General features: G+C 43.5%; 21 protein-coding genes. 13 read left to right on the top strand and 8 right to left on the bottom strand.

The features are described 5' to 3' along the window. The first annotated feature begins 41 nt into the window (after nt 1–41). The gene (locus AC1F2U_RS01220; RefSeq protein ID WP_480259480.1) at nt 42–173 is read left to right on the top strand and encodes a hypothetical protein; all 132 of its coding nucleotides are present in this window, start codon (nt 42–44) and stop codon (nt 171–173) included. Further along, nucleotides 160–1,668 (top strand): 4-alpha-glucanotransferase, encoded by a 1,509-nt coding sequence (gene malQ, locus AC1F2U_RS01215; protein ID WP_480259479.1) that lies wholly within the window; start codon nt 160–162, stop codon nt 1,666–1,668. Before AC1F2U_RS01220 ends, malQ begins: the two co-directional genes overlap by 14 nt. Before the next feature lie 125 nt (nt 1,669–1,793). Here the strand turns inward: malQ and AC1F2U_RS01210 are convergent, their stop codons facing one another. Beyond that, nucleotides 1,794–2,606 carry a helix-turn-helix domain-containing protein gene (locus AC1F2U_RS01210; protein ID WP_480259478.1) on the bottom strand — a complete coding sequence of 271 codons (813 nt, stop codon included), beginning with the start codon at nt 2,604–2,606 and terminating at the stop codon, nt 1,794–1,796. A gap of 29 nt (nt 2,607–2,635) precedes the next feature. Further along, the gene (locus tag AC1F2U_RS01205) at nt 2,636–3,394 is read right to left on the bottom strand and encodes a pseudouridine synthase (RefSeq protein WP_480259477.1); all 759 of its coding nucleotides are present in this window, start codon (nt 3,392–3,394) and stop codon (nt 2,636–2,638) included. A 134-nt stretch (nt 3,395–3,528) separates the two neighbouring features. On the opposite strand from AC1F2U_RS01205, the gene AC1F2U_RS01200 reads away from it, so the two are divergent. Next, nucleotides 3,529–4,242, top strand: a complete 714-nt coding sequence (locus tag AC1F2U_RS01200) for an LmeA family phospholipid-binding protein (protein WP_480259476.1) — start codon at nt 3,529–3,531, stop codon at nt 4,240–4,242. A gap of 202 nt (nt 4,243–4,444) precedes the next feature. On the opposite strand, the gene AC1F2U_RS01195 is transcribed toward AC1F2U_RS01200, so the two are convergent. After that, a complete protein-coding gene (locus AC1F2U_RS01195) occupies nt 4,445–5,332 on the bottom strand; it encodes a phosphatidate cytidylyltransferase (protein ID WP_480259636.1) in 888 nt (295 codons plus the stop codon). Between the two features lie 239 nt (nt 5,333–5,571). Then, nucleotides 5,572–6,174, bottom strand: coding sequence for a precorrin-6Y C5,15-methyltransferase subunit CbiT (gene cbiT / locus AC1F2U_RS01190; RefSeq protein ID WP_335007852.1), 603 nt, complete (start codon nt 6,172–6,174; stop codon nt 5,572–5,574). A gap of 93 nt (nt 6,175–6,267) precedes the next feature. On the opposite strand from cbiT, the gene AC1F2U_RS01185 reads away from it, so the two are divergent. Both AC1F2U_RS01185 and tatA read left to right on the top strand, forming a co-directional pair. After that, a complete protein-coding gene (locus AC1F2U_RS01185) occupies nt 6,268–7,692 on the top strand; it encodes a serine/threonine protein kinase (RefSeq protein WP_480259475.1) in 1,425 nt (474 codons plus the stop codon). A gap of 81 nt (nt 7,693–7,773) precedes the next feature. Then, nucleotides 7,774–7,947, top strand: coding sequence for a twin-arginine translocase TatA/TatE family subunit (tatA, locus tag AC1F2U_RS01180; protein ID WP_094348761.1), 174 nt, complete (start codon nt 7,774–7,776; stop codon nt 7,945–7,947). A 48-nt stretch (nt 7,948–7,995) separates the two neighbouring features. Here the strand turns inward: tatA and cphA are convergent, their stop codons facing one another. Together cphA and AC1F2U_RS01170 are read right to left on the bottom strand one after the other, a co-directional pair. Further along, nucleotides 7,996–10,701 carry a cyanophycin synthetase gene (cphA, locus tag AC1F2U_RS01175; RefSeq protein WP_480259474.1) on the bottom strand — a complete coding sequence of 902 codons (2,706 nt, stop codon included), beginning with the start codon at nt 10,699–10,701 and terminating at the stop codon, nt 7,996–7,998. A gap of 174 nt (nt 10,702–10,875) precedes the next feature. After that, nucleotides 10,876–11,739, bottom strand: coding sequence for a cyanophycinase (locus AC1F2U_RS01170; RefSeq protein WP_179068376.1), 864 nt, complete (start codon nt 11,737–11,739; stop codon nt 10,876–10,878). Between the two features lie 538 nt (nt 11,740–12,277). Here AC1F2U_RS01170 and trmD point away from each other — a divergent pair. The 6 genes from trmD to argH all read left to right on the top strand — a co-directional run bounded on the left by trmD (nt 12,278) and on the right by argH (nt 18,150). After that, complete coding sequence (trmD, locus tag AC1F2U_RS01165; protein WP_480259473.1) at nt 12,278–13,084, top strand: tRNA (guanosine(37)-N1)-methyltransferase TrmD; 807 nt, start codon at nt 12,278–12,280, stop codon at nt 13,082–13,084. A gap of 54 nt (nt 13,085–13,138) precedes the next feature. After that, nucleotides 13,139–13,624: a 2-C-methyl-D-erythritol 2,4-cyclodiphosphate synthase gene (gene ispF, locus AC1F2U_RS01160; protein ID WP_480259472.1), complete on the top strand. Its 486-nt coding sequence runs from the start codon at nt 13,139–13,141 to the stop codon at nt 13,622–13,624. Between the two features lie 63 nt (nt 13,625–13,687). Further along, nucleotides 13,688–15,481: an ABC transporter substrate-binding protein gene (locus AC1F2U_RS01155; RefSeq protein ID WP_480259471.1), complete on the top strand. Its 1,794-nt coding sequence runs from the start codon at nt 13,688–13,690 to the stop codon at nt 15,479–15,481. Nucleotides 15,482–15,558: 77 nt separating this feature from the next. Continuing rightward, a complete protein-coding gene (gene larB / locus AC1F2U_RS01150) occupies nt 15,559–16,347 on the top strand; it encodes a nickel pincer cofactor biosynthesis protein LarB (protein ID WP_480259470.1) in 789 nt (262 codons plus the stop codon). 106 nt (nt 16,348–16,453) lie between these two features. Continuing rightward, nucleotides 16,454–16,660 (top strand): hypothetical protein, encoded by a 207-nt coding sequence (locus AC1F2U_RS01145; protein WP_094348493.1) that lies wholly within the window; start codon nt 16,454–16,456, stop codon nt 16,658–16,660. A gap of 104 nt (nt 16,661–16,764) precedes the next feature. Further along, complete coding sequence (gene argH / locus AC1F2U_RS01140; RefSeq protein ID WP_480259469.1) at nt 16,765–18,150, top strand: argininosuccinate lyase; 1,386 nt, start codon at nt 16,765–16,767, stop codon at nt 18,148–18,150. Between the two features lie 170 nt (nt 18,151–18,320). Here the strand turns inward: argH and AC1F2U_RS01135 are convergent, their stop codons facing one another. Continuing rightward, a complete protein-coding gene (locus AC1F2U_RS01135; RefSeq protein ID WP_167407613.1) occupies nt 18,321–18,485 on the bottom strand; it encodes a hypothetical protein in 165 nt (54 codons plus the stop codon). A gap of 710 nt (nt 18,486–19,195) precedes the next feature. Between AC1F2U_RS01135 and AC1F2U_RS01130 the strand changes: the two genes are divergently transcribed. Both AC1F2U_RS01130 and AC1F2U_RS01125 read left to right on the top strand, forming a co-directional pair. Continuing rightward, nucleotides 19,196–19,690, top strand: coding sequence for an NUDIX hydrolase (locus AC1F2U_RS01130; protein ID WP_480259468.1), 495 nt, complete (start codon nt 19,196–19,198; stop codon nt 19,688–19,690). Between the two features lie 181 nt (nt 19,691–19,871). After that, the gene (locus AC1F2U_RS01125) at nt 19,872–20,714 is read left to right on the top strand and encodes an alpha/beta fold hydrolase (protein WP_480259467.1); all 843 of its coding nucleotides are present in this window, start codon (nt 19,872–19,874) and stop codon (nt 20,712–20,714) included. Here the strand turns inward: AC1F2U_RS01125 and AC1F2U_RS01120 are convergent. Beyond that, entirely contained in the window at nt 20,706–21,170 is a 465-nt protein-coding gene (locus AC1F2U_RS01120; RefSeq protein ID WP_480259466.1) for a type II toxin-antitoxin system VapC family toxin, read from the bottom strand. The two genes, AC1F2U_RS01125 and AC1F2U_RS01120, sit on opposite strands and share 9 nt — an antisense overlap. Nucleotide 21,171: the final 1 nt, after the last annotated feature.

Below are 21,171 nucleotides of genomic sequence, written 5' to 3'. Positions count from 1 at the left end.
TAGTCATTGGTTATTCCCAAAGGACAAAGGACAAAGGACAAATGACAAACAAAATGAGTTTACTTGATTTCCCCTGCAAATACCGTTCAGTGATAAATTTGATGCGATCGCCTAGCGTTTCCATCAGACAATTGCTCCCTCTCATAATTCAGGTTACTTATGCCTTTTCCTAGATCCAGTGGCATTTTGCTGCATCCTACCTCCTTTCCCAGTCGATTTGGCATTGGGGATTTAGGCTTAGAAGCCTATCACTTCATTGATTTTCTTAAAGAGAGCCATCAACAATATTGGCAAGTTTTACCACTGGGCCCCACTGGATACGGCAATTCTCCGTATATGTGCTACTCGGCAATGGCAGGAAGTCCTCTGCTAATTAGCCCAGAAAAGCTCTTAGAAGAGGGTTTGCTATCTGAAGAAGACTTTGCTAATTTACCAGAATTTCCGTTAGAAAAGGTAGATTTCGAGCAGGTTGTACCGATTAAGATTGGGCTACTCAAAAAAGCCTGTGACAACTTTAGAACCAATGCTACGCCCATCCAGCAGAAAGAGTTTGCAGGTTTTTGCGACAGTAAAGCTTATTGGCTAGATAATTACGCCTTATTTATGGCGCTGAAAGATGCCAACGAGAATGCAAACTGGCACTCATGGAAGCCAGAATTTGTCAAGCGCGATCCCCAAGCATTGGAGCAAGCACAGCATCGGCTCAACGGAGATATTTATTATTACAAATTCGTCCAATTTGAGTTTTTTCGCCAGTGGTCAGAACTAAAAAGTTACGCTAATATGCGCGGCATTAACATTATTGGCGATATCCCCATCTACGTATCTCATGATAGTGCCGACGTGTGGGCGCATCCCAACATTTTTTGCTTAGACGAAGAGACAGGTGCTGCTGCCCAAATGGCAGGAGTTCCACCAGATTACTTTAGCGCCACCGGTCAATTGTGGGGCAACCCGGTTTACAACTGGGAGGAATTGCAAAAACAAGACTTTAAGTGGTGGGTACAGCGCTTTGAGGCAATGCTGGATTATGTAGATATAATTCGCATTGACCACTTCCGGGGCTTCGAGGCTTATTGGGCTGTGCCGCAAGGTGAACAAACTGCCATCAATGGTAAATGGGTGGAAGCGCCTGGAGATGCCTTTTTTGAAGTGATTAGGCAAAAGTTGGGCAAGCTACCCGTCTTAGCAGAAGATTTGGGAGTAATTACACCAGGGGTCGAAGCGCTGCGAGACAAGTATGAATTTCCGGGGATGAAAATTTTGCAATTTGCCTTTAGTGCTGATTCCACTAATCCATTTTTACCATTCAATTATCGGCACAATGCTGTAGTTTATACCGGGACTCACGATAATGATACAACTATAGGCTGGTTCAATACAGCTGAGGACGAGGAAAAGCAAAACTTGTTGCTTTATTTAGGTTCTATCAGCCCTGATGGCATTCACTGGGATTTGATTCGCCTAGCTTTGAGTTCTATAGCCAATCAAGCGATTATTCCTTTGCAAGATATTTTGGGATTAGGAAACGAAGCGCGGATGAATTTTCCCAGTATTGCTGAGGGTAACTGGGAGTGGCGCTATCAACCAGGAGCGATAACAGACGAATTGCGCGATCGCTTGAAAGTTCTTACTAAACTCAATGGACGCGCTCCGCAAGAGCAGTGAGTGCTGAGTCCTGAGTGCTGAGTCCTGAGTGCTGAGTTAAGAATCTCACTTCTTAACTCAGCATTCAGAACGGGCTAAACGCCCCGCTTTCGCTAACAGAACTGTTTTGCCCCATAACCCATATTTCAAAACTTAGGTTTTGCAGCAATCCTAACTTCTTCCTCTTTCCCTGGCTCTCCCATTTCCTTAGCTTTCTCTTGATTGACGCTCACCAACACCCCACCAGCATTATCAGTTTTCACTGTCAGTTGCTCTTGGGCTTTCCAAACTCGGTGAGTTCCCTCTGGCAAAATACCCTCAAACTCGGTTTTGCCATCGGCTACTATACGAATCCAAGATGAGGCTTTCAAAGTTACACCAACCTGTACAACCTGTCTCTTTTGGACACCGCTTAGGGTATCGCTGACTGGTTGTACCTGTGTTGACTCTTTTAGTTGAGCTAGTTCTGGTTTAACAACAGACTTTTGTTTTGGATATTGCTGGTTTGGGCTATTACTTGCTTGTAGTAAGGCGTTATTTAATAACTGAGATAACCCATTTACAGAGCATACTATTAGGAATATGTAAAGAAAGTAAAGATGAATCGGACGTAGTTGAGCCAGGGGTGAACTATTCCCCTTACTTAGAGGACTAACTTGTGCAGAACTGATCGGAAAAGTGCCAGAAAATTCTACTCCATTCAAGCCTAGTGCATCGGCAAATTGTCTGATCAAACCCTGAATATAGACTGGTTCTGGTAGATCGTTTAAATTACCTTCTTCGATCGCCTGCAATAATCTCCGGGGAATCCGAGTCAATGCAACCACTTGCTCTAGGGATAGACCCTGTTCTTGACGCAATGCCCAAAGTTGAGCGCCTAATTCTGCCAACTTTTCGGCTCGTTGTTCCTCTAATGAAAGTGATGGCTGGTGCTTATTTTTCTTTCTTAGCCATTTCATGCCTACTGACACTCCTTAACTCCACTGAATCAATAATTAGGTTGCGCGATCTGATCTTGCAAAAAGTGAATCTCACGATCTTTGAGGGAACGATATTTACCCTCTGATAAAAAGGGTTGCTTTGGAGTTTGTAATTGAATTGGGCCGATAGCAGTCCGATGCAGCTTGATTACTGGGTATCCTAACTGTTGAGCTATACGGCGAATTTGGCGATTTCTTCCCTCCTGCAACACTATTTCTAAAACGCTTTCCTCGGTACGACGTTCTATTAGGCGTACCTTAGCGGCCCTGGTTTTTCTACCCTCCAACATCACACCTTGACGCCACGTCTGTAGTACTGTTTCTGGAGGATGTCCTTTGACCAAAACATGATATGTCTTGGAAATACTGTGACGTGGATGGGTTAGTCCAAATGTCAGTTCTCCGTCATTTGTCAGGATTAATGCTCCTGTAGAGTCTGCATCTAGACGGCCAACTGGGTGAATACCTGAACCCTCCCGTAATTCTTTCGGTAGTAGATCCAGGACTGTTGGTCTGCGATGAGGGTCGTAGCAAGTAGAAACCACTCCCGCAGGTTTGTGCAGCAATAGATATATTAAAGCCGGACGCTGCTTTTCGGATACAGGCTGACCATCAATTGCGATCGCATCTTTTTCGGGATCGACTTTTTGACCTAAATGTGCCAATACCCCATTAATCCGCACCCGTGACTGCCTAATCATTTCTTCGGCTTCACGACGTGAGGCGATACCCCATTGAGCAAGAATTTTTTGTAACCGTACCTCCATGTGGAAATTGCTTATTTACTGTTATCAATTAAATGATATTTGCATTTTGTAGCGAGTAGGCATAAATGTTACATTTAAAGCTTATTTAATTTCGGTTCGGTTGTTGAGCAAATACTCCCAAACAAATTGGTTAAATGCCAGAGCAAAATCCCCAAACAACAAGTGGAAATAAAATCCGCATAATTACGCAAGTACTCACAACCGCTGTCAAGCTTTGGTTGAGAGCGCAGGTCAGCCAAATATCGGCATTAGAAGTGGAGATTAAAGCTAGCGATCGCCAACTTTTCTCTGGACGCATTCCTTCGGTATCTGTTTTTGCTACTCATGCAGTTTATCAAGGTCTCCTAATTACACAAATTCAATTAATAGCAGAAAATATTCGGGTAAATATCGGTTCCGTACTCAAGGGGAAACCTCTACGACTGTTAGAAACAGTACCAGTGGTTGGCGATTTGATTGTAGACGAGAAGGATCTGAATGCTTCTCTCTCATCAGACTTATTATCGACTGCTTTGAGCGATCTCTTGGTTAAGGTTTTACGAAAAGATTATTCTCAGTCACAACCAATCAAGTGGCAAGAAATTATCCTTGGGAACAACCAAATTATACTGCGAGGTTTGAGAGTAACCAATAGTGAAACAACGCCTCTAGAGATTTGTCTGGGCTTACAATTACTCAGTGGACATGAGTTGCAACTGGTACATATCCCAATCAAGCCAGACCAAGGAGATATATTAAAGGACAATTATGAGTACAATCTCGATCTTGGCTCAGATGTCGATATCCAAGAATTAACGCTGATCCCAGGCAAGCTAGTATGTCGTGGACGGATTAACGTTAACCCTTGATGATGACAAATGAAAAAATATTAATATCCTATTTTAAATGATGTGGCGTCCTCGGAAGAGCAGGGGTGCAGAGGTGTAGGGGAGCAGGGGAGCAGGGGAGCCGAGGATAAGATAAGTTGTAGTAAGTTTTCCCCTCTGCCCCTCTGCCCCTCTGCCCCTCTGCCCCTTCTGCCCAATGCCCAATACCCAATACCCAACTCACCTATTTACTAAGTAGTGGCAAAAGTAATGTCACAAAATAGTAAACCAAAGGTGCTGTGAAAATATAACTATCGGTACGGTCTAAAATACCACCATGACCGGGGATTAATTGCCCAGAATCTTTAACTCCAGCATCCCGCTTGAGCATAGATTCTGTGAGATCCCCTAAAAGACTAGCAATGCCAATCAGCAAACCCAATGCTAAACCTGTGAAAGGGGATTTAGGTAAGTGGAGATAATAGGCTCCTGCTATGGCTACGGCAACACTTGAAGTAATACCAAAGACAGCACCTTCAACAGTTTTTTTCGGGCTAATGTCAGACAAACGGGTTTTCCCAAAGAATTTGCCAATAGTGTAAGCACCGATATCAGCTGCCCAAATACACAAAAAAGTCAGTAGTGTGGCTGTAAAACCTTGTGCTAAAGAAGCGGAATTTGCCTTTTCCCAAAAATCTGCCCAGGTTGTGGGCCAGTAACCTCCGAAAGGGAGATTGCTAAAAGCAGCGCTATCAATTGCTCGTAACCGCACCCAATAACTTGGTAAATAACCGACGTAAAACAGCCCCATAATAGAAGCGGAAACATCAGCGATCGTGGCAAATTTGGGTTGAAACAGCAGGTAAAAACAAATAAGTGTGCCAGCTATTGGCATCACAGCGTCAGCTAAACTGCCATCAAGGGTACAAATCACCAGCAAGACTTGGCTGACACCCATAGTGGTTTTAGCGGCGGGAGCGATGCCTCTGGCTCGCACCAAATTAAAATATTCCTGTTGACCCAAAAAGATGATGACCGCAAAGATGATGGTAAAGTACCAACCCCCCAAAAGGGTTGCGGAAAGAGCAAGAGCGATCGCAACAATTCCACTAATAATCCGAGACCAAGGCATAGAAGTATTAAATATTGGGAATGGGGCATTGGGCATTGGGCATTGGGCATGGGGCATTAGGCATTGGGTACAAGAGGCAGATGTGCAAAGGGGCAGATGAAGCAGAGGGGAAAAACTTATTGCAATTTATCCTCTGTCCCCTGCTCCCCTGCTCTCTCATCTCTGTTTTTCCCCTTTCTTTGCCGCTCCATACTTTGACAAGGCTCAGTACAAGTGCCCCATGCTCCATGCCTCATTCCCTAATCCAGTTTCTCACCACTGAGGATAAAAATGGGATCGACGGCGGTAAAGGTTTGAGAAAAGCCGCGTGTCTCTAGGCGGTTAACCGCAGACTGAACGACTTCGATATTTCTAGCTCTTAATAGGGAAAAGCTCTGGGAAATAGCATATAGACTTTCTAGATTAGCAGCTGTGGCTACAACCCGACCGGATGGTGGTAAATAATGCCAAGCTGCTTGCAGTATTTCCTGAATGGGGCGACCTCCCTCAATACAAACGCGATGAGGGGTAATTTTGAGGTCATGTAAACACTCTGGGGCGCTGCCTTCAACAACTTCGACATTTTTCACATCAAAGCGATCGCAGTTACGCTTAATCAGACTAGCTACTTCTTCGTCCCTTTCGATAGCGATAATTTGTCCGCCTGGACACAATAGCCCCACCTCTACCGGAATTGTACCTGTCCCTGCGCCAATATCCCACAACACAGAATCTGATTTTAGCCGCAGTTGAGAAATCAATAGCAGTCGAACTTCTCGCTGGCTCAGGGGAATTCCTGGCAAATGCTCAAATAAGTCATCGGGAATACCTGGGGTAATATAAGGCCAAAGTTGGGAGGGCATAGAATTACGCAATTATACTAAAGATATCGATTTGCCATATTGAAAAGCTATCAGCTATAAAACTTTTCAACCGTAGCATTACAAGAAACCATAATGATTGGCGAAATATTAAGCGATCGCTACGAAGTTCAGCAGCTATTAGGAAAAAAAGCAGGGCGGCGGACGCTATTAGCTCGTGATTTGCAAACTCAAAAATTAGTTGTCATTAAATTACTCTCTTTTAGTAGTGACTTTGAGTGGGATTCACTCAAGTTGTTTGAGCGAGAAGCTGAAACTTTAAAAAACCTAGCACATCCCTCAATTCCTGGCTATTTAAACTATTTTGAGGTAAATTTACCAACCATCAAAGGATTTGCTCTAGTACAGACTTATATCCCTGCACAAACTTTAGAGCAATGTTTGCAAACTGGGCGGACTTTTACGGAAGCTGAAGTCAAACAGATAGCCAAAGCACTTTTAGAGATTCTCGTTTACCTACATGAACTACATCCGCCTGTAATTCACCGTGATATTAAGCCTAGCAATATTTTATTGGGGGAGCGTTCTGGCAATAGTGTCGGTCAAGTTTATTTGGTAGATTTTGGCTCAGTACAGACAGTCTTGGCTACCGAAATCGGTACAAGAACTGTAGTAGGAACCTATGGCTATATGCCACCAGAGCAATTTGGCGGACGCACTGTTGCAGCATCAGACCTTTATAGTTTAGGCGCAACCTTAATTTACTTGGTGACGGGTACTCATCCAGCCGATTTACCCCAAAAAGATTTTCGCATTCAGTTTGAACAACTGGCTAATCTCAGTCCCAGCTTTAACAATTGGTTAAAGTGGATGATTGAACCTAGTTTAGAACGACGTTTGAGTTCTGCTGACCAAGCGATGTCTACGACGGGCTCCGCCTACGCAGCTTTAGATAAACCACAACCGACAAACTTGCCTACTTTGGTTGTTGGCAAACCAGATGGGAGTAAGATTCAACTAACCAAAAATGGGGATTCTCTAGAAATTATCGTTCCACCATCTGGTTTCGATCCATCAATAGTATTTACAGGTTTATTTGCGATCGTCTGGAATTCATTTATTTTATTTTGGACAATTGGCGCACTTTCAGCACCTTTTCCTGTCAACATCCCCTTTGCGTTGTTTTCACTTCCATTTTGGGGTGCTGGCTTGATGATGGTGTATAAATTTTTCTTTCATTTTTTTGGACGCATCTGCTTACGCCTGAATCCCGAACAAATTTCCCTAACTTGGGAGTTGTTTGCTTGGAAATTTTATCGTCCCCGTGCATCGCCAAGACAAAGTATTAATAAATTAGTTTATATTCCCAAACATTTTACGAAAGATTCTGAAGGTACGAGAATTGCCGTTCCTGCACAATTGGATATTTGGGTAGGAGTAAAAAAATATCAACTTGGTGGTAGTGATGGTGCAATTAAATCGGAAGCGGAACTGGAATGGCTGGCTCAGGAATTAAGCGATTGGTTAGGTTTGCCAATTACCAATCCAATGAGAAGTTAGTTGCGCCGATCAGTGGCGAACTTATGGGATGTGAGCCATCAATGTCTATATTTAATTACAGATGCCTTAGAGGAAATTTATATGTTTGGACTGGGATGGCCAGAAATAGCTGTAATTAGCATAGTCGCTATTCTAATTTTCGGCCCAAAAAAAATTCCTGAACTCGGAACTGCACTGGGCAAAACCCTGCGAGGTTTTAAGGAGGAGATGAAAACTCCCAGCGAGGAAACCAATCAGGAAGAAGAAAAACAGTAATTAAAAGAGTCAGGAGGAGCCAACACGCTGCTTTCTCCTGATTTCTGGCTACAGCAAGGTATTCACCACAGAAGAAGGCGCGATCCCATTTTGGGAATCGATCGTAGTTGTGCCGGGATTTGGTTGATGTGTCTCTTCCTTCGCTAAACCACGCAGCTTAATTAACTTAATTGCGCGAGTAACGCTTTCTGGCAAAATTACCACCAGACTGTTATCAGGAGCCATATCTAAGCCTTTATTGATTGCTTGGGTTTCATCCAGAATTGATTCATAGCGGCTATCAGGCTTAACTTCCGTGATGCCTTGAATAATCAACTGGGCAGCTGAACCACGTAAGCGTCCCCGTGTATCATCGTCTTCTTTGATGATGATGTAATCAAAAATTTGTGCTGCTAATTTACCCAAAGTAACAAAGTCTTCGTCGCGGCGATCGCCTGGCCCGCCAATTACGCCAATCCGTTGTCCTGTAGTCCAGTTCCGCACAAAGGAACCTACAGCTTCATAACTGGCTGCGTTGTGGGCATAGTCCACCAAAGCGTGGTAGTTGCCTAAATTAAATAGATTCATTCGTCCTGGCGTTTGGCTAACTGAAGCCCGGAAGGTCTTCAAACCAGCACGAATCTGCTCAATTGTGACGTTTTGCACAAACGCTGCCAAACTTGCTGCTAAAGCGTTGGCAATCATAAACGGCGCACGTCCGCCCATTGTTAAAGGTATATTTTCAGCTCTTTCTATGCGGTGTGTCCAATCACCTTTAACAATTGACAAATAGCCATTTTCATATACTGCTGCTACTCCACCCTTTTGAATGTGCTTCCGCACTAATTCCGAATCGGGGTTCATGGTGAAGTAAGCAATATTAGCTTTAGTTTTTTCTGACATAGCAGCGACGCGGCGATCGTCGGCATTAAGTACCGCATAGCCATCAGGGAACACAGCTTCCGCTACTACACTTTTGAGGTTAGCTAACTGCTCAATGGTATCTATATCGCCGATTCCTAAATGATCGGCGGCTACATTCAATACCACCCCCACATTTGCGGCTTCAAAGCCCAATCCAGAGCGGAGAATGCCACCGCGAGCTGTTTCCAGTACTGCTACTTCTACTGTGGGATCTTGGAGGATGACGTGAGCACTTTGGGGGCCTGTATTATCACCAGCTTCTACTAAGTAATCACCGATGTATGTTCCATCAGTAGTAGTATAACCTACTACTTTTCCAGTCTGTTTATAAATATGTGCTAGTAGTCGAGTAGTTGTGGTTTTACCATTAGTACCCGTGATGCTGAGGATGGGAATTTGGCTGGATTGCTCGTTAGGAAACAGCATATCCATTACTGCACCAGCAACGTTGCGGGGAATACCCACACTTGGGGCAACGTGCATCCGAAAACCGGGAGCAGCGTTAACTTCAACAATCACGCCATCTACTTCCCGCAGAGGACGGCTAATATCTGTGGTGACGATATCGAGTCCAGCGATATCCAAACCGATTATTTTGACTACTCGTTGTGCCAACCACAGATTTTCTGGGTGAATTTCATCGGTACGGTCGACGGCACTACCACCTGTACTCAAGTTTGCTGTTGCCCTGAGATAACAAATAGTGCCCTTGGGTGGCACGCTATTTAGGGTGTAACCTTGCCTTTCTAACAGTTGGTAGCTGGTGCGGTCTAGTTCAATCTTGGTCAGGACGTTATCATGTCCTTCACCGCGATTTGGGTCAAGGTTTGTTTCTTCAATCAGTTCGGCAATGGTGGATCTGCCGTTGCCAATGACATGAGCCGGGACACGTTCGGCTACTGCTACTACTTTGCCATTTACCACCAGTACCCTGTGGTCGCGCCCAACATAATATCTTTCGACAATAATTGATCGGGAAACTTGTCTGGCAGCTTCATATCCGGCTTCAGCTTCTTCCCAAGTTCTGATATCAATGGTGATCCCACGTCCATGATTGCCATCCAGAGGCTTGATGACGATGGGATAGCCGCCAACGAATTCAATGGCTTGTTCTAAGTCGTCTAAGAAGTTAATTACTGTACCTCTGGGTACTGGCGCACCAGCAGCAGCGAGGATGCGTTTAGTGGCTTCTTTATCGCAAGCTAGTTCTACACCCAGAATGCTGGTGTTATCAGTCATTGTGGCCTGCATCCGCTTCTGGTTAACGCCGTAGCCTAGCTGAATCAAAAAGCGGGCTTCCAGCGACATCCAGGGAATACCTCTTTTTTCTGCTTCTTTGACGATCGCTTCCGTAGAAGGCCCCAAGGAAGCATCACGGGTAAAATCTTTCAGGTCTTGGATATCTTGCTCTAGTTCTGCTTTGGGATAACGGCCTCGATCGACGATACTCTGGCACAGCCGTACTGCGGCTCGTCCAGCGTAGCGTCCCGCTTCCTCATTCAGATATTCGATTACTACTTGATAAATTCCGGGTGTGGCAGTTTCGCGGGTGCGACCAAAGCCGACATGCATACCAGCTAATTCTTGGAGTTCTAAGGCTACGTGTTCCACTATGTGGCCGATCATAGTGCCTTCTTTGACTCGCATTAGAAAACCACCGCGACAGCCAGGCGAACAATAGTGGCCCTCCAGACTTGGCAGCGCCTCAACTAATCCTTCATAAAAGCCAGGGATTTCATTCGAGGGCGTCTCGCCAAGGGTTTCTAAATCGAGGCGCATGACGATCAGTTTGTGGCGTCGAATGCTCCAATAGTTTGGGCCGCGTAATGTCTGGATCTTGAGGATTCTCATGGGAATAGGTAGATGGAGATTCGGAACCAAAATTCTAGTTTCTTACTGGAATTGACCGCTAAACTGTTTCTAATGAACAGTTTTTTCTTTTTACATGGTATTCTTATCATTTTTCTACGGTAAGAAATAATAAATGTGCGGTCAACTCAGTGTAACCTCAGATACTCTATCCCGTCAGCTGGAGATTCGGTGTACAGCAGGCAATACAGTCCGCTGGTACAAGTGGAAGCGATCGCCGTAGCTGAGGATATGGAGACGTAAATTATGCACGGTTAAAGGTTCATTAGCACCGACATGGGGTTCGTTGGTATGGGTCAACTCAGTGGGATCGACAATGGTGACACTGCCTTTGCCCATAACTTGTAGCCAACCATCACGTTCAAAAACTGCACAAGTATCTTCGTCAATGCCAATACCTAAGCGATCGGGATGAGCTGAGATCGCACTAATCAGTCGCCCCATCCGATTACGGTTGTGAAAGTGTTGGTCAACGATTACTTCCGGAATAAATCCCAAACCCGTTGCCATATCCACTAGGGAACGATTGGGCGTCTCTCCACTACCGCCGCCAGCAATCATGTGATGCCCCATCACCGCCGCTCCTGCACTGGTGCCTGCTAACGTAAGTTGTCCCGCCCTCACCCGCTGACGAATAATTTCCATTGCTGGCGTATCTGCCAATACGCCACAAAGACGCAGCTGGTCTCCTCCTGTCAAAAATACCCCACTACAGGCTTCTAAGGATGCTTTGATCTGGGAGGCTTCACACTGTTCTCGTTCGCGGATGTCTAAAATCTCTACCTTCTGGGCACCCATTTCTTCAAAAATGCGAATATACCGACCACCGATGATGGCAGGTTCGCGAGAGGCAGATGGAATAATTGTAATATAAGCCTTACTAGCACCGGCGCGTCCAAAAAAAGTTCGTAGGATTTCGCGCCCATGAACTTTATCTTCTGCACCTCCGATAACCAGAACGGCGGTTTTAGTTGCTTGGGGTGTCCTCATTTCTAGCGATTTAGCTTGTAATTGCGGCATTTTGTTTCTCCTGTCAACAACTTCAGGTGAATTTAACAAGGTTCAGTTGCCTGATAATTTTTGCGCTTTGCAACTTTTGAGAGGACACTTTTTGGAAGTTTGGAACTGGGTCAGCCACTCTCCAAATTCTCGCTTAACGCAGACGAAACCTCAGTCTAAACGTGTTTGTTTCCATTCTTCAAACCCAGCGCCTTGTTTTTCACCTGTCCACTTGCAGCAGGGCAAAATAGTCTTTAAGTGGCTAGATTCCCCTTTTAGAGTTGGGGACGAGCAGTTAAGACTACGCTTTTTTCTGAGGCTGGCTCGATGCATCCTGGAAGTTGTTAACTTGATAAGATTATTAATTTAAATGTAGTTGTGACAACATTTAAACATAAATTAAGTAATTAGAAAAACTTTTAATCCCATCTAAAATCCAAGAGGTCTGGTAGTTTTAGATACTATTGATAAAGTTTAACTGGAGTTTGACCCGACCTTGGCTTGCTGGTGTTTGCTAGACATTCAAATTTAAGATTAGTGTCCTCGAATACGAATAACTGTGCGCTTTGATATAGTTACGCTTTTTCCTGACTGTTTTAACTCTGTTCTCAATTCTGGACTGCTGGGTAAAGCCTTAGCCAAACAGATTGCCGAAGTGCATCTGGTTAATCCACGGGACTTTACCACTGACAAGCACCGAAAAGTAGATGATGAACCCTACGGCGGCGGTGTTGGGATGCTAATGAAGCCAGAACCTATTTTTGCCGCTGTGGAGTCGCTGCCGGTTCTACCCCGAAGAGAAGTAATTTTGATGAGTCCACAGGGTCAAGCAATTAATCAACCTCTTTTGAAAGAATTGGTGACAAATTATGACCAGTTAGTAGTTATTTGTGGGCATTACGAGGGAGTGGATGAGAGGGTGCTACATTTGGTAACTCGTGAAGTATCTTTAGGCGATTTTATTCTGACTGGTGGGGAAATTCCAGCAATGGCTTTGATTAATGGCGTGGTGCGGCTGATCCCAGGAACCGTGGCCAAAACTGAATCCCTCACAGCAGAAAGTTTTGAGGAAGGGTTATTGGACTATCCCCAATATACTCGTCCTGCGAATTTTCGTGGTTTGAAAGTGCCTGATGTCTTGCTCAGTGGGAATCACGCAGCGATCGCAAAGTGGCGTTACGAACAACAAATTCAAAAAACCCGCGATCGCCGCCCCGATCTCCTGGAGAAATTGAAGCAGGGGGAGCAGGGGAGCAGGGGAGCAGAGGAGCAGAGGAGCAGGGGAGCAGGGGAGCAGGGGAGCAGGGGAGCAGGGGAGCAGAGGAGCAGAGGAGCAGGGGAGCAGGGAGAAGAGAATAATTTCTAACTCTTGACAAATGACAAATGACAACTGACAACTGACAACTGAACAACTGAACAAATGACAAAAATTCGTATTGGTAACGGCTACGATATTCACCAACTGGTGAGCGATCGCGCTTTGATTTTAGGTGGAATTCAAATTCCTCATGAACTGGGTTTATTGGGGCACAGTGACGCTGATGTACTGACCCACGCGATTATGGATGCCATGCTTGGAGCATTATCTTTGGGGGATATTGGTCATTATTTTCCCCCTAGCGATCCCCAATGGGCGGGAGCAGATAGTTTAGTACTATTAACTCAAGTACATCAATTGATTCGCGATCGAGGTTGGCAAATCGGAAATATGGACTCGGTGGTAGTAGCAGAACGTCCAAAATTAAAACCGCATATTCACAATATGCGCGAGAAACTAGCGGCGGTTTTAAAATTAGAACCAAATCAAATCGGTATCAAAGCTACCACTAACGAAAAACTAGGCCCTGTTGGACGTGAAGAAGGTATATGTGCTTATGCTGTCGTCTTGCTAGTTGCTTCAGAATAACTTTTATTTTAGTCCCTGATAAAGATATTGAAGACTGATTAGGATGGAAATAAATTTGAAATTATGAAATTTTTTAAAAAAATATTTCTGGCAATTAAATATTTTTGGTTGCCAATAATTTTGACTTCAGCTACAGCACTTACACTTACCGCCTGCAATCCAGTTAATTTCAAAAGTTCAGCTGCTCAAGTGCCGCAATTGGTAAGTAGCATTCTCAGTGACCCCCAAACTTTTAACTTTCCTCTGAATCAAGATGCATCAACAACAACTCTTCTGGGATTGCTTTACGAGGGGTTAATCACGGAAAATTACCAAACAGGTAAAGTTGAGCCTGCTTTAGCAGAATCTTGGCAATTTTCTGATGATAAATTAAAAATTGTTTTTACTCTACGCAAGGGGTTGAAGTGGTCTGATGGGCAACCACTTACTGTAGATGATGTAGTGTTTACCTACAACGACATCTACCTTAATGAAGCAATTCCTACTGATGTCAGAGATGTTTTAAGGATTGGCGAAAGTCGCAAGCTACCAAGCGTTAAAAAAATCGATGAACGTCGGGTTGAGTTTATTGTCCCAGAACAATTTGCGCCATTCCTACGTAGTTCTACTGGATATCCAATCTTACCCGCCCACATCCTAGAAAAATCTGTCAAAACTAAAAACCAAGAGGGTAAGCCAATATTTCTGTCACAGTGGGGTGTTGATACTCCTCCCGACCAAATTATTGTCAACGGCCCTTACAAATTAGAGCGCTATGACACAAGTCAACGTGTGATGTTCCGACGCAATCCTTACTACTGGCGCAAAGGGACTAAAGGAGAATCCCAACCTTATATTGAACGGATAGTTTGGCAAATTGTAGAATCAACAGATACCGCCTTGCTACAATTTCGTTCTGCTGGGTTAGATACTGTGGGAGTTTCACCAGATTACTTTTCTTTGCTAAAGGTGCAAGAAAAACAAGGTAATTTCAAAATTTATAATGGTGGCCCAGCTGCTGGTACATCGTTTGTTTGGTTCAATCTTAATAAAGGTAAAAGAAATGGGAAACCATTAGTCAATCCAGTCAAATCGCGTTGGTTTAATAATCTGCCATTTCGGCAGGCTGTAGCTTATGCAATTGACCGCCAAACAATGATTAACAACACTTTTCGTGGTTTAGGTACTACACAAAATTCACCAATTTCTGTACAAAGTCCTTATTATCTTTCTCCAAAAGAAGGGTTAAAAGTTTATGATTACAATTTAAAAAAAGCAAAGGAATTGTTACTAAAAACAGGATTTAAGTACAATGACAAAAATCAGTTAGTAGATGCTCAAGGAAATCGCGTCCGCTTCACTTTGCTCACCAATGCTGGCAATAAAATTCGTGAGGCAATGGGCTCGCAAATTAAACAAGACCTAAGCAAAATCGGTATTCAAGTCGATTTTACGCCGATAGCATGGAATACTTTCACAGATAAAGTTGCTAACTCCCTCGACTGGGAAGCTTCTCTAATGGGGCTCACCGGTGGTTTAGAACCAAATGATGGGGCTAACGTTTGGAATCCCGAAGGTGGATTGCATATGTTTAATCAGAAACCCCAACCAGGACAACAGCCGATTGAGGGTTGGGAAGTAGCTCCTTGGGAAGCGGAAATTGGTCAGCTCTATATTAAAGGAGCAAGGGAATTAGACGAAGCAAAGCGCAAAGAAATTTATGCCGAAACTCAAAAGATTACCCAGGAAAATTTACCGTTTATTTATCTAGTTAACCCCTTGTCATTGTCAGCTGTACGTAATCGTTTCGAAGGTATTAGATTCTCTGCCCTTGGTGGTGCATTCTGGAACATTTATGAAATTCAAGTAATTGATTAGTCAGTCATTGGGCATTGGTTATTCACAAAGAACAAATGACAAATGACAAATGACAAATGACAAAGGACAAATGACCCATGACCAATGAAAAAACATTGCGATCGCTCCTCGAAGCGGTTGCGAATGGTAAAGTTACGCCAGATACGGCATTAGACTCACTCAAAGACTTAACTTATGAATCTGTGGGTGAGTTTGCCAAAATCGACCATCATCGCCAGCTAAGAACTGGTTTCCCAGAGGTGATTTGGGGCCCTGGTAAAACTCCCGATCAAATTGCTCAAATTATCGAGGTGATGCGCCTCCGCAATCCGGTGGTGATGGCAACTCGCATTGAACCAGCAGTTTATACCACACTGGAATCAAAAGTTAGCGGTTTGCGATATTACGAATCCGCGCGAATTTGTGCGATCGCTCCCCCTACCATCGAACCACAATTTGCGGGTGAAATTGGCATTCTTTCTGCTGGTACTGCCGATTTACCCGTTGCTGAAGAAGCGGCTGTCACTGCTGAACTTTCTGGTTTCCGGGTACAGCGCCTCTGGGATGTTGGCGTTGCGGGGATTCACCGTTTGCTAAGTAACCGCCACCTGATTGAGTCAGCATCGGTGTTGATTGTCGTAGCGGGGATGGAAGGCGCTTTACCTAGCGTTGTCGCAGGTTTAGCGAGTTGTCCCGTGATTGCCGTACCAACCAGCATTGGTTATGGGGCAAGTTTTGGTGGTTTAGCACCTTTATTGACAATGCTTAACTCTTGTGCAGCGGGAGTAGGCGTAGTAAATATCGATAATGGTTTTGGTGCAGCAGTTTTGGCGGGACAGATTTTGCGGACTGCCGAGAAATTGCGGTTGGCATCGGCTGCATCTTGAGTTAAGACATTGAAGTTACATCCAATATTTCAGTAAATATCAGTAATTAATGTAAATAATAAACTGATGCTGAAATTTGCCACCCCTAACTTCTTAATCACCAAAGATGAGCAATTACAGCGATTTGACATCTCAGTTACTTTGGCATTTGCCTGTAAATTTGACAGCATTAGCACAAACAATCACCGATCCAAACGTTATGGGTCAGATGCAAAAAGCTTGGAGCCACTTTATACAAACAGGTCAAGTGTGGGCATTGTTGATTGGTTTAGTTATTGGCTATATGATTCGGAATCTAACTAGCTACGGTTAAATTTAAAAGTTAAGAGTTGAAAGTGAGGAGTGAGAAGCTAGGAGTCAAAAACTTATAATTCCTCACTCTTAACTCTTAACTCTCGCCCACTCTTTTGATAATTTATGACCAAAAAAGAAACTTGGAGCCAGCGGTTTGAATCAGCGTTGCATCCAGCGATCGCTCGTTTTAATGCCAGTATAAGTTTTGATATTGAATTAATCGAATATGACCTCACTGGTTCTCAAGCTCATGCCAAAATGCTTGCTCACACGGGAATAATCTCCCCAGAAGAAGGAGAGCAACTGGTTGCGGGTTTAGAACAAATTCGCCAAGAGTACCGCCAGGGGAAATTTCAGCCTGGTATTGATGCTGAAGACGTACATTTTGCAGTTGAACGCCGACTGACAGAAATTGTTGGCGATGTAGGTAAGAAGGTGCATACAGCGCGATCGCGTAATGACCAAGTTGGTACTGATACCAGACTCTACCTCCGCGACCAAATTCAACAAATCAAAAGCGAATTGCGAGAATTTCAAGGTGTTTTGCTGGATATAGCTGAAAAGCACGTTGAAACCCTGATTCCTGGCTATACCCACCTCCAACGCGCGCAACCCTTGAGTTTAGCTCATCACCTCTTGGCATACTTTCAAATGGCGCAACGCGACTGGGAACGCTTAGGAGATGTTTCTCGCCGCGTGAATATTTCGCCTTTGGGATGTGGTGCTTTAGCAGGAACTACTTTCCCTATAGATCGCCACTACACAGCCAAACTGTTGAATTTTGACGATATTTATGCTAATAGCCTCGATGGAGTGAGCGATCGCGATTTTGCGATCGAATTTTTGTGTGCTGCTAGCTTGATTATGGTTCACCTCAGCCGCCTTGCAGAAGAAGTGATTCTTTGGTCATCTGAAGAATTCCGTTTTGTCACACTCAAAGATAGCTGTGCCACTGGTTCCAGTATCATGCCCCAAAAGAAAAACCCCGATGTACCAGAATTGGTGCGGGGGAAAACGGGACGTGTATTCGGTCATCTCCAGGCGATGTTAGTCATCATGAAAGGGCTACCCCTGGCATATAACAAAGACTTACAAGAAGATAAAGAAGGTCTATTTGATAGCGTTAACACAGTCAAAGCTTCTCTAGAAGCAATGACGATTTTGCTCAGGGAAGGGTTAGAATTTCGTACTCAGCGGTTAGCATCAGCTGTGGCGGAGGATTTTTCTAATGCCACCGATGTAGCAGATTATCTGGCAGCACGGGGCGTTCCTTTTCGGGAAGCTTACAACCTTGTGGGTAAGGTAGTAAAAACTAGTATTGCCGCAGGTAAACTCCTGAAAGATTTGAAATTGGAAGAGTGGCAACAACTACATCCAGCATTTGCAGCAGATATTTATGAGGCGATATCCCCCCGTCAAGTTGTTGCTGCCCGCAACAGTTACGGAGGTACTGGCTTTGTACAGGTAAACAAAGCACTAATAGCCGCCCGCGCCCAAATTGCCCAATAGGGGGAGCAGGGGAGAAGTTGCAGTAAGTCTTTCCCCTCTGCCCCTCTGCCTCTTGTGCCCCTCTGCCTCTTGTGCCCAATGCCCCATACCCAATAATAAATAAGGGCGTACAAATAAATGTGCGCCCCAAAAGGTAAATAACCCAAATAATAAGGATTTAGGCAGACAGCTTATTCAGTGTCAGCTGCTGCTGCGCCTTCTTCTTCCTCACTCTTTGGTGGTCTTTGTTGGAACCTTCTCTGCATTCTTCCTGTCGTAGTTCGTTTACGAAACTTTCTGGCATACGCCTGGTTACGTAGCGCCTTTTCTTTTTTCGGGTTACGGCGCTTGGCCATGTTCACCTCTATAAATAAACAACAAAAAAGTAGCAACTAGGCATCACGTAGGCAATATTAGCTACCAATGTTATTGATATAATTTTAGCCTAGTGCAGCAATGAATACGCTTTAAACAGTGTACTAGTCTATCGCATTATATCTAACTTTGTCAATAAAAATTCTGAATTATCCCCGTCAGTGAGACGAAAAATATCTTTTCTGAGATTCCAATCTGTCAACTGATTGTAAATTAGCTTTTTAGTTGTTGTTCTTGAAACTAACTAATATTATCAAGAAATAATTCAGGAGGCATAGCTAAGTTTAAGCATAGAGTCTAATTTTTGATTTAGTGGCCTTTAATTAATTGTAGGCTTTAAGCCCTACTTAATTGCCTCTTATAAATTCAGAATTCAGAATTTGGAATTTTGATTTATTATTCATATTATTTTTTTAATGTGTTCTACAAATCATTATTAACAGCTAATTTCAGCAACACTAATGCTAGCTATAAACTGAAAATTTACTTGGATCGAGAAATATCATGTATATATAAATACAGTGCTTCTCATGAAACTTGATGTTAGAATTGATAATATTCTACGTAAATCGTGAGAATAAAATCTCAAACCACAAACATTTTTGTATAAAACAAAACTCAACAAAATTTTTATTAGTTGAGCTTATGTAAGTGGTAGGGAACTATAGAATACAACACAAAATTTTGAAGATTGAACGTTATTGCTTTTTTTCCGGCAGCTGTAGAGTCCACACGTAGCTTATGGCGTATTGGACAAACAGTATTGGGTATAATATTTCGTCATCCCATTACTGGCACTAGTATCATCCCAATTTTACCCGATGGTCGGATTGTACTGATCCGGCGGCGCGACAATGGTCTTTGGTCATTGCCTGGAGGGATTGTAGATTGGGGAGAAGATATTCCCAATACAGTGCGCCGGGAATTAATGGAGGAAACCGGGCTAGAATTGGTGAAAATTAACCGTTTAGTAGGAGTTTACTCTGCACCAGACCGCGATCCCAGAATCCATTCAATTTGTATTGTGGTTGAAGCCGAGGTGCATGGGACAATGGATATTCAAGACACTTTAGAAGTAATGGAAATCCAAGCTTTTTCTCCCAGTTTACTACCTTCAGAAAAGATGTCTCATGACCATACTCGGCAGTTGCAAGACTACTTGAATGGCTTGACAACACTGGCATAACAATATTTTTTCATTAGTCATTAGTCATTAGTCCTTTGTCATTTGCCGCCAAAGTTACAATCTCAGGAAGCCTTGACTTACACTTCTCTCTTTGTAATTTGTCCAGAACTAGTTAATAATGACCAATGACTAATGACTAATGACTTTTTATTATGGTGCTAAAAGTTAACTACTAAATAAAATGGATACACTATTCCGTAACTCCCGGAGAAAGCTCTCTCAAGGGCTATTATTCTGGCGTGAAGTCGGTGAAAAAACTCCTATAATTTTTTTACATGGTGCTTGGAATGAGAGCAGTCAATGGTTATCTGTGATGGAATCCCTTGCACAAGATTTTCATTGTTTTGCACCCGATTTGTTAGGGTTTGGTGAATCAGAAAATCCTAATATCCACCATTCGATAGATTTACAAGTTGAGTGTCTAGCTGAATTTTTGCAAGCTGTGAAGCTAGAAAAAGTATATTTAGTGGGGCATTCTCTTGGGGGTTGGATTGCTGCTAGCTATGCTTTAAAGTATCCAGAGAAAGTTGATGGTATGGTATTGCTAGCACCAGAGGGCGTAGAGATAGCAGGACAAGAAGAGTATTGCCAGAAGATGCGGCGATTATTGAATTATCCACCACTAATAGTTAAATTTTTGCGATCGCTCAGTCCTTTGACTAAAATCCTGGGTTGGCATGAAAAAATTGCCCAAGACTTGCAGTTGCGTCAATCGCTATTGCCGTATCCTATAGGTTGCCAGTTACTTTTCAAACGGCGACAAGTAGAAATTGAGGCGGAATTACTGCAAAAGCAGCTTTATATGATAGATATCCCAGTTTTTATTTTACAAGGTGGACAAGATACACCAGATGCTTTAGCCAGAAGTCGTGTTTATGCTCAACTAATGCCGAAAGTCGAGTTGAAAATGATTGCCCATGCCGGAAATGACTTGCCAGAATCTTGTGCTGAGGTTGTGGCAACCGAAATTCAGGAGTTTATTCAAGGTATTTTAAAAAGTCATAATTTCAACGAATTAAACTAGCTCATTCAGGGTTTGTTGCCAATCCACTACACATATTCCTTCGCTCTCAAACAGTGATATGTGTTTCAAGTTTGTTGTCACAACTATGACCTGATTAAAACTCTTTAATTGAAAAATTGCCTGAGCAGCAAGAATTACATCACCATCCAAACTTTCATTGCTTGCTGTAGGTTTCCCCTGGTTTCTTACCCATGCCCATAATTCGGCTGCTTTTCGCATCGTTTCGGGAGTTATTGGTATAAGACAAATTTGACTAAGTTTATTGAGGCGATCGATACTTTTTTGTTTTCCTTGTCTCAATAGTTCACGCCGAAGCTCATAATCGGCTATTTCTGGCACACGTATAATAATTTCAGTTTTCTGTAAAGATTTCAACCACTGCTGAACTTTTGGATTTACTTTTGGATGTGTTACTTGACTCAAAGGATGAGTGTCTAGCAATATGGCTCTACCCATC

It is taken from the genome of Nostoc sp. LEGE 12454 (assembly GCF_056620565.1).
The sequence above is the reverse complement of the archived record's forward strand: the minus strand, read 5'-3'. Positions and strand labels throughout refer to the sequence as shown.